The 9485-nt window shown below is 66.0% G+C and carries 8 protein-coding genes; 7 read left to right on the plus strand and 1 reads right to left on the minus strand.

Features of this window, described 5'->3' with window-relative positions; translation table 11 throughout:
• The first annotated feature begins 477 nt into the window (after nt 1-477).
• The 3 genes from ACTXG9_RS14020 (at nt 478) to pncB (ending at nt 3445) form a co-directional block, all read left to right on the plus strand.
• Nucleotides 478-1329, plus strand: a complete 852-nt coding sequence (locus ACTXG9_RS14020) for a glycosyltransferase family 2 protein (RefSeq protein WP_021203169.1) — start codon at nt 478-480, stop codon at nt 1327-1329.
• A complete protein-coding gene (locus ACTXG9_RS14025) occupies nt 1326-2165 on the plus strand; it encodes a glycosyltransferase family 2 protein (protein ID WP_019661014.1) in 840 nt (279 codons plus the stop codon). Before ACTXG9_RS14020 ends, ACTXG9_RS14025 begins: the two co-directional genes overlap by 4 nt.
• A gap of 101 nt (nt 2166-2266) precedes the next feature.
• The gene (gene pncB, locus ACTXG9_RS14030) at nt 2267-3445 is read left to right on the plus strand and encodes a nicotinate phosphoribosyltransferase (protein WP_021203170.1); all 1179 of its coding nucleotides are present in this window, start codon (nt 2267-2269) and stop codon (nt 3443-3445) included.
• A 10-nt stretch (nt 3446-3455) separates the two neighbouring features.
• Here pncB and ACTXG9_RS14035 read toward each other — a convergent pair whose 3' ends face one another.
• Complete coding sequence (locus ACTXG9_RS14035) at nt 3456-3821, minus strand: hypothetical protein (protein ID WP_111098855.1); 366 nt, start codon at nt 3819-3821, stop codon at nt 3456-3458.
• 459 nt (nt 3822-4280) lie between these two features.
• Between ACTXG9_RS14035 and ACTXG9_RS14040 the strand changes: the two genes are divergently transcribed.
• The 4 genes from ACTXG9_RS14040 (at nt 4281) to ACTXG9_RS14055 (ending at nt 9316) form a co-directional block, all read left to right on the plus strand.
• Nucleotides 4281-4820 carry a fimbrial protein gene (locus tag ACTXG9_RS14040; protein WP_019661017.1) on the plus strand — a complete coding sequence of 180 codons (540 nt, stop codon included), beginning with the start codon at nt 4281-4283 and terminating at the stop codon, nt 4818-4820.
• Between the two features lie 85 nt (nt 4821-4905).
• Nucleotides 4906-5634 (plus strand): fimbrial biogenesis chaperone, encoded by a 729-nt coding sequence (locus ACTXG9_RS14045; protein ID WP_111098854.1) that lies wholly within the window; start codon nt 4906-4908, stop codon nt 5632-5634.
• Nucleotides 5635-5726: 92 nt separating this feature from the next.
• On the plus strand, nt 5727-8291 hold the full coding sequence (locus ACTXG9_RS14050; protein WP_021203173.1) for a fimbria/pilus outer membrane usher protein: 2565 nt from the start codon (nt 5727-5729) through the stop codon (nt 8289-8291).
• On the plus strand, nt 8282-9316 hold the full coding sequence (locus ACTXG9_RS14055) for a fimbrial protein (protein ID WP_021203174.1): 1035 nt from the start codon (nt 8282-8284) through the stop codon (nt 9314-9316). Before ACTXG9_RS14050 ends, ACTXG9_RS14055 begins: the two co-directional genes overlap by 10 nt.
• Nucleotides 9317-9485 lie beyond the last annotated feature (169 nt).

The following is a 9485-nucleotide window of genomic DNA, read 5'->3' on the forward strand; positions in this document are numbered from 1 at the left end:
TCGGGGACGCCGTGAATACGTCCATGTAGGCTTGGTCGCCGCATCCATGCGGCTCACACCCCTCAAACCCACAGTGCCCCGCCTTCGACAGTTTCCTGCTTGCTGTTGGTAGGTGTCGACCTTGGTCGACACGATCCACGCCATGCGTGGATGACTCTCCATCGAAATCGAATATTTCGATATCTGTGAGATCTGAGCCGAGCACGGCTCGGCTCTACAGAAGAGCAGGCAGGTCGCGGAAAACTGTCGACGGTGGGGTGGGTCCAGTTGTGGGGGCGTGAGCCGCATGGATGCGGCGACCGACCTACATGGACGTACTTGCAGCGTCCCCCGCAACCGGACCCCCCCCGCCAACCCCAGGAACCCAGCTCTTGCTTCGGCTGTTGCTGTTGCCCTGGCCTGAAGCGGGTGCCGGGTGCAACCCGGCCGATACCCTCCCGGTGCTAGGCTGTGGCCACCGACAACCACGGAGGCGGGATGGGGGCGATCGTGTTGTTGCCGCTGTGCGTGGACGATGCCGCGCTCGACCGCTGCCTGGCCGCACTGGATGCGGGCACCGCGCCGGGCACCGCGGTCTGGCTGGCCGACGATGCGCAGACCGGGCCGCGTGCGCAGGCGGTGGTGGAACACTGGCTGGCACATACGCCACTACAGGCCGAGTACACCCGGCGCGCGCGGCCACTGGGCGAGGTCGCCCATCTGGACGAGATGCTGCGCGCCTGCGATGGCCTGGACGTGGCCGTGCTGGCACCGGACAGCGTGCCTGCGCCGGGTTGGCTGCAACAATTGCAGGACGCCTTCGCCCGCGATGCCGCCATCGCGACCGCAACCCCGTGGTGCAATGCCGGCGAAACCGCAGCGTGGCCACGGTTGGGCGAGATCAATCCCGAGCCCGAAGATGCGGCGCTGCTGGCACAGACCTGCGCCGCCTTGCCGGCGCTGCACCCGGAACTGCCATCGGCGGTCACCCATGCGGTTCTGGTGCGTGGCAATGCGCGCCGGCGCGCCGGTGGCCTGGATGTGGACAGCTACGCTGGCTGGAACGCGGCCCTGGTCGACCTCAGCCTGCGCATGGCCGGCCTGGGCTGGCGCAACGTACTGTGCGAGACCGCCTTTGTGAGCCGGGCGGGCGAGGCGGCCAGCCGCGATGGCGACCTTGAGGCGCTGGCTGCGCGTTGGCCTGGCTGGGTGCCGCGCCTGGCCGATTTCCTGATGCACGATCCATTGCACGGGCTGCGCGCCGACCTGCAGCAGCGCATGCGGCAGGCGATAATGCCGAAGGAACAGGGCGACCTGTTCGTTCCTTCCGCGCCGGAGTCACTCGCTTGAATGTTGCCATCGCCGCCATCGTCGTGACCTACCAGAGCGCCAGCACCATCGATGCCTGCCTCTCGCGCCTGCGCCAGGCGCAGGACGTGGCCGAGATCCGGGTGATCGACAATGGCTCGATGGATGGCACGCTGGACATCGTGCAGCGCCATGCCAGCCACGATCCGCGCGTGCGTTTCGTCGGCAACCCGGACAATCCCGGCTTCGCCGCTGCCAACAACCAGGGCGTGGCCGATTCGCGCAGCCCCTGGTTGGCCTTCATCAACCCGGACCTGATGGTCGAGCCGGAGACGTTGGCCGCACTGCGCAGCCGGGCGGAAGCACTGGGCGATTGCCTGCTCGGTGTCGAGCAGGTGGACGAGCAGGGCCATGCCGACGAAGCCGTGCGCCGCCGCGACCCGGATTTCCTGATGATGCTGCGCTCGCCGGGAAAGGGCTCGAAGCTGGCGCTGCCGCGTGACCCGCAGCAGGTGCTGCAGCGGGTGCCGGCACTGTCTGGCGCACTGCTGATGATGCCGCGTGCATTGTTCGACCGGATCGGAGGCTGGGACGCCGGGTATCGTCTGCACGCCGAAGACCTGGACCTGTGCCGGCGTGCACGCGAAGCCGGGGCCGTGGTGGCGATTGCAAACGACCTGCAGGTCACCCATGTACGTGGCGTCTCGAGCCGATCGCGGCCATTCTTCGTTGAATGGCACAAGCACAGGGGCCTGTGGCGCTACTTTCAGAAGTTCGAGGCCAGGCAGCGTTCGCTGCCGGTGCGCGTGGCGGTGTGGGCCGCGATCTGGGGGCACGCCCTGATGCTGGTACCGCGCCTGTTGCGCAGGTCGTTGTAGGGCCGAACCTGCATCCACGCATGGCGCGGATCTACCCACGCGGAGAGCCGAGCGTGCCCGCGGCCACCCCGGTTCACCCGTCCGGGCGCATAATCCGCCTCATGCCTATCATCCAGTCCCTGCTCGACACCGACCTGTACAAGTTCACCATGATGCAGGCGGTGCTCCACCAGCACCCCGGTGCCCAGGTGCAGTACCGGTTCAAGTGCCGCACGCCCGGCATCGACCTGGCCCATTACATCGACCAGATCGACGAAGAGATCGACCACCTGTGCAGCCTGCGTTTCAGCGACGCGGAACTGGACTACATGCGCGGCCTGCGCTTCGTGAAGCCCGACTTTGCCGATTTCCTCGGCCTGTTCCATCTGGACCGCAAGTACATCCAGCTGCGCGCGTCGACGGCCGTGCCCGGCGAAATCGAACTGGACATCACTGGCCCGTGGCTGCATACCATCCTGTTCGAAGTCCCGCTGCTGGCGATCATCAACGAAGTCTGGTTCCGCAACACCACCACCGCCGACTTTGCCGAGGGCGAGCGTCGGCTGCAGGCCAAGGCCGCGCTGCTGCGTGATACTCCCGGTTTCGAACAGTGCCGCATTGCCGACTACGGCAGCCGCCGCCGTTATTCGCGTGACTGGCATGCGCGCCTGCTGCCGCTGCTGCGCGATGCGCTCGGCCCGCAACTGGTCGGCACCAGCAACGTGCACTTCGCCCGCCTGTACGGCATGACCCCGCACGGCACCATGGCCCATGAGTACCTGCAGGCATTCCAGGCACTTGGCCCGCGCCTGCGTGATTCGCAGGTGGCGGCACTGGAATCGTGGGCACGCGAGTACCGTGGCGACCTCGGCATCGCGCTGTCCGACGTGGTTGGCCTGGACGCGTTCCTGCGCGATTTCGACATGTATTTCTGCAAGCTGTTCGACGGTGTCCGCCACGACTCGGGCGATCCGTTCGACTGGGGCGACCGCATGCTGGCGCATTTCCAGCAGCGCCGGGTGGATCCGCGCACCAAGGTGCTGGTGTTCAGCGATGGGCTCGACATCGCCAAGGTGATGCGCCTGTACGACTACTTCCGTGGTCGCTGCCAGGTCGCCTTCGGCGTTGGCACCCACCTGACCAATGATCTGGGGCCAACGCCGCTCAACATCGTCATCAAGATGGTCCGCTGCAATGGCCAGCCGGTGGCCAAGCTCAGCGATTCGCCAGGCAAGAGCATGTGCGACGACCCGGGCTACCTGGCCTACCTGCGCCAGGTGTTCGAGCTGCCGCCGGCGTAAGCGTGCCGGCTTACAGGTAGTCGACCACCACCAGATAGGCGCCCTGCAGCGGCTGCTGCGTCGACGCCTGCACGCTGTAACGCTCGGAGAAGGCGATATCGCCGGCGCGCAGCGCGCTGGCCGACACCGACAGCTTCTGGCCGTGGCGCTTGCCGTCGCGCAGCGTCGCGGCCTGGCCGTTGGCCAGCGCCGTCACTTCCACCGTCGAGCCCTTGGCCGACGGCGGGCAGGCGGCCAGGCTCAGCTCGCCCTGGGACAGATTCGTCGTGCAGCCCGGCTCGGCGATGCGGCCACTGAAACGGATGCTGCCGCTGCTGGCCTGGGCCAGCGCACTGACGGACATCAGGGCCACGCACAGCAGAATGGAATTCCTCATGACACGTTCTCTGGTTCGGTGTGTCCTAGTTAGCGACAGCTTCGATCAGCCTTTAATAGGACGATTCCGAATCTGCTAGGGCCATCACCAAGAAAGAGTGATGCGCATCAAAGAAGGCGATTTCCGCCGGGAAAAGGTTTGTTTCCGTGCATGCCGAACGCGCCACCCGAAGCGTCATCCAGGGTCGCTTCTGACCTGATCCGGCGACCGTCGGGTTCCCGAACCCCCGTGGGTCCTGATTTCGGCTATCACGTCACATTTCCAACGTCAATGAATTGACGTTCAGAAAAATAATGAGACTTTCATCACACTTGCACCTATACTTGCGTCACGGATTCAGGGAAAGCTACGTCCGAGTCCGGCCACAGGTGAGACGCAAGGATGGGTCTTGTTAGCCCGGCAGTGCTCCTTGCTTCCTCCTCTACTTCTCATCTCTTCAGTAGGGTTAGGTAAAAGCGAATGCACAAGATCAATATCATCGCCGCTCTGATGCTGGCCGCCGCTCCGCTGGCCGCCAACGCCGCCGACGGCACCATCACCTTCAATGGTAAGGTGACCGACAAGACCTGCACCATCTCGACCCCGGGCGGCAAGGACTTCGCCGTGACGCTGCCGACCGTGTCCAAGAACACCCTGGCCACCGCCGGCGCCGTTGCGGGCCGCACCCCGTTCGCCATCAACCTGACCAAGTGCAGCGCCGGCAACGTCGCCACCTACTTCGAGCCGGGTTCGACCGTCGACTTCAACAGTGGCCGCCTGGTCAACCAGGCCTCGGCCAACGCTGCCACCAACGTGCAGCTGCAGCTGCTGGGCTCGAACAACCAGTTCCTGCCGATCAAGGCGGCTGGTGCTGGCCTGGCCCAGACCAACTCGCAGTGGGTCACCGTCGGCACCGACGGCTCGGCCGACCTGAACTACTACGCTGAGTACTACGCCACTGCCGCCGCCACCCCGGGCGACGTCACCAGCAGCGTCAAGTACACGATCATCTACAACTGATCGCAGTCATGCCCCCACTGGCCGGCGTTCGCGCCGGCCGGTGTTCCGCGGCCGCTGGCCACACCCCTCGAGCGTAGTACTTCCGATGAAAGCATTCTTTCCCCGGGCGCTGCTGCTGGCAGCGTTCACGCTGCCCTTCTGCCAGAACGCACTGGCCGGCGTGGTGGTCAATGGCACGCGAGTGATCTATCCGGCGCAGGCGCGCGAAGTCACCGTGCAGGTCGACAACGTGGGCGATTCGCCGGCGCTGGTGCAGGCCTGGATCGACAGTGGCGATGCCAACCAGACCGCCGATACCAGCGATGCCCCGTTCGTGCTTACACCGCCGATCGCGCGTGTCGAGCCGGGCCGCAGCCAGGCGCTGCGACTGATCTTCTCCGGCGCGCAGCTGCCGACCGACCGTGAGTCGGTGTTCTGGCTCAACGTGCTGGATGTGCCGCCGTCCCCGGACAACGCCGAAAGCGGCGAACAGAATTACCTGCAGGTCGCGTTCCGTTCGCGCCTGAAGCTTTTCTACCGGCCGCAGGGCCTGAAGGGCGTCGCCAACGACGCGCCGGCAGCGCTGCGCTGGACCCGCAATGGCGACCGCCTGCGGGTGGAAAACCCGAGCCCCTTCCACGTCACTCTGGCCGAAGTACATGCCGTGACCGGCAGCAGTGAAAAGGCCGTCGAGGACAAGGGCGCGATGGTCGCGCCGAAGCAGAGCCTGGAGTTCGCCGCACCGGCGGGCACCGACCAGGTCCGCTTCATCACCATCAACGACTACGGCGGCCGGGTGGAACACACCATCCGCCTCGGCAGCACCGGGGGCTGAACGCGCCGCGCCGGCCCCTGGCCTGCGCATCCCGCCACCGCCGCTGTGCGGCGAATTGAAGGAATGTCAGTGTGATCGGAAACAGATTGACATTGTCGATCCATCAGGCGCTTTGCCTGTTGGTTGCTGGTGTGGCCTGCCCAGGATGGGCGCTGGCTGCCCCGGCCAATCTCGGCGAACAGGCGCTGATGGCGCAGAGTGGTGCGGCCAATGCGCGTGCACCGGAATCGGCCCAGTTCAACTCCAGCTTCCTGTCTGGCCAGGCCAAGCAGGTCGACCTGGCGGCCTTCAGCAACGGCAATCCGATGGTGGCCGGCAACTATCGTGTCGACGTCTACGTCAACGGTGCCTGGCAGGGCCGTCGCGATCTGCAGTTCAAGGCCGATGCGCAGGGCCGTGTCGACGCCTGCCTGCCGCTGCCGATGCTGGAAGAAATGGGCGTGGACAGCGAGGCCGTGCTGCTGCAGCAGGATCCGTCCGTGCCCACCGACAAGACCAGCTGCGTGCCGGTCCAGCAGCGCATGGCCAATGCCTATGGTGTCTATGACAGCGGCAACCTGCGCTACGACCTCAGCATCCCGCAGGTGTTCCTGCGCCGTGAGGCGCGCGGCTACGTCAACCCGGCGCTGTGGGACCGTGGCATCAATGCCGGCTTCGTCGGCTACAGCTTCAACGCCATCGACAGCAACAGCCGTGTGGAAGGTGGCCAGCGCAACCGCAGCGCCTACCTCGGCCTCAACGCCGGCCTGAACCTGGGCGGCTGGCAGTTCCGCCATGATTCCAACCTGACCTGGTCCGAGGGTGACGGCCGCCATTGGCAGAGCATCGCCACCTACGCACAACGCGGCATCCCGCAGGTGCGCGGCATGCTCACCATCGGTGAGGCCTACACCACCGGCGAACTGTTCGATTCGATCGGCTACCGTGGTGCCAGCCTGGCCAGCGACGACCGCATGCTGCCGGACTCGCTGCGCGGTTACGCGCCGGTGGTGCGCGGCATCGCCGAGACCAATGCGCGCATCGAAGTGCGCCAGAACCAGCAGCTGATCTACTCCTCCACCGTCTCGCCGGGCAGCTTCGTCATCGACGACCTGTACCCGACCGGCTACGGCGGTGACCTGGAAGTGAGCGTGATCGAGGCCGATGGCCGCCGCCGCGAATTCAAGGTGCCGTTCGGCTCGGTGCCGCAGATGCTGCGCGAAGGCGTGTCGCGCTACTCGCTGACCGCCGGCCAGGTGCGCAACAAGCTGCTGGCCGACGAACCCTGGCTGGTGCAGGGGACCTACCAGCGTGGCATCGGCAACCAGCTGACCCTGTACGGGGGCACTGCGCTGAGCGACGGCTACCTGTCGCTGCTGTATGGCGTCGGCCTGTCCACGCCGGTCGGTGCGTTCGCTGCCGACGTCACCCATGCGCGTACCTCGTTCGACCACTACGGCAGCCACACCGGCGCCAGCGTGCGGCTGAGCTACAGCAACATGATCGGCGAGACCGGCACCAATCTGACCCTGGCCGCCTACCGCTATTCGACCGAAGGCTTCTACAGCCTGCAGGATGCGCTGTATGGCCGTGATTCGGACACGCGCGGCATCGATCCGACCACCCGTGGCCGTCAGCGCAGCCAGTTCCAGATAACGCTGAACCAGCCGCTGGGACGTCGCGGCGGCGCGCTGTACGTGACCGGCTCGGTGCGCGACTTCTATGATCGTTCGGGCACCTCCAAGCAGTACCAGGTGGGCTACAACAACGCCTGGCGCTCGGTGAACTACGGCTTCTCGGCGCTGCGCACCGAAGAGGGCGTGCTCGGCCGTTCCGATACCCAGTACCTGCTGTCGATGAGCGTGCCGCTGGGCCGGGGTACCCACCCGGTGTCGTTCAGCGCCGATCTGGGCATGCGCGATCGTGGTGGCTACGACAACAGCCGCGTCGGCATCACCGGGTCGGCCGGCGTCGACAACAACTTCAGCTACGGCGTGGCGCTGTCCGATTCCCGCGAGGGGGGCACCACGGCGGTCGGCAACGCCGAGTACCGCAGCCGCTACTCCGCGTTGAATGCCACCTACAGCCACTCGCGTGATTTCCGCCAGGCCTCGGTCGGTGCCAACGGCAGCGTGGTCGTGCATCCGGGCGGCTTCACCTTCACTCCGCAGCGGGGCGACACCATGGTGCTGGTGGAAGCGCCGGGTGCGCGCGATGCGATCGTCAGCAACGCCCCGGGCCTGCGCGTCGATGGCCGCGGCTACGCCGTGGTGCCGTACGTGTCGCCGTACCGCCTCAACACCGTCACCCTTGACCCGCAGGGCATGGCCCATGACGTCGAGCTGGAAAGCACCAGCCAGTCGATCGCGCCGTTCGCCGGTGCCATCAGCTACCTGCGCTTCGATACCCGCAAGGGCAATGCGCTGCTGATCCAGGTACGCAATGCCGATGGCCGCAGCATGCCGTTCGGTGCGCAGGTCAAGGATGAGCAGGGCCAGCCGGTGGGCATGGTCAGCCAGGGCGGCCGCCTGTACGTGCGCAGTGAAAAGAGCCAGGGCCGCCTGCTGGTGGAGTGGGGCGCCGGTGCAGACCAGCGCTGCACCATCGATTACCAGGTTCCGGCGGGCGCCGATGCGTCCAAGACCGGCTTCATCCCGCTGGAGGCAGCATGCCGATGATTTCTTCCCGCAGCCGCACGCTGCTTGCCGCCATGGCCGTGATGGGGGGTATCGCCGTGGCCAGCCCGGCGTTGGCGACCTGCTATATCACCCAGCAGGGCTTTGTCGCGCAGGACGTGCAGATGGACATGGGGCAGATCGTGATCCTGCCCAGCCTGCCCGTCGGTGGTGTGATCAAGGAGTTGATCGTGCCGATCAACCAGCGCGACAGCATCGGCTACTGCGATCGCTGGGGCGGTAGTGCCAACGGGCGTTTCGTCAACGCCGCACAGCAAAACGCAGTCCCGGGTTTCAGCAACGTCTATGCGACCGATGTAGCGGGAGTGGGTATCCGTGTCTATCGTGATTCGGGCACCATCCAGACCTACTACCCGCACACGCTGCAATTGGGGGGCAACCGGACGTTGACCCTCAATGGTGGCCGCTTCCGCGTGGAGCTGATCAAGACCGCCGCGCAGACGGGCTCGGGCATCATCGCGCCCAACGGCCGCTTCACCACCTACTATCTCGACGGCGACGGTCCTGGCCGTCCGGAGCTGACCTCGACCTTCAAGGGCTCGGGCACCACCGTGGTCAGCCCGACCTGCGAAGTGCAGGCCGGCAGCCGCAACATCGCCGTCGACTTCGGCAGCGTGCCCAACACCACCTTCACCGGTGTCGGCTCCAAGGCCGCTGATCGCGATTTCGAGATCCGCCTGAACTGCCAGGGCAGCAACGTGGCCGCCTACCAGAGCAAGATCGGCATCCGCCTCGACGCCGACCAGGACAGCTCGAACATGCCGGGCGTGCTCAAGCTCAGCGCGGCCAGCAACAGCGCCACGCGCATCGGCATCCAGATGGTCCAGCGCGACGGCAGCACCGAGCGAGAAGTGCGCTTCGGCCAGACCATCAACGTCGGCACTACGGCGCCGGGTACCAGCGTCATGGCGCTGCCGTTGCGCGCGCGCTATGTGCAGACCCAGGCAGGTACCGTCGGTGCGGGCACCGCCAACGGGCAGGCGACGTTCACCATCCAGTACGAGTAGCGCAGGTCTCCCATTGCTGAGTTTGGAGCCTCCCCCCCCCGCTCCGCGGGGGGGGGCGTTGACTGCGTCTTGATCCCGCAGACGTGAAGATCAGGGCTATCATTGCCGTACAGACACATGAATGTGATGTGCGTCATGGAAATGATCCCCTCTCCACTGCAGCGCCCCC

It is taken from the genome of Stenotrophomonas maltophilia group sp. LNF247, from assembly GCF_054083135.1.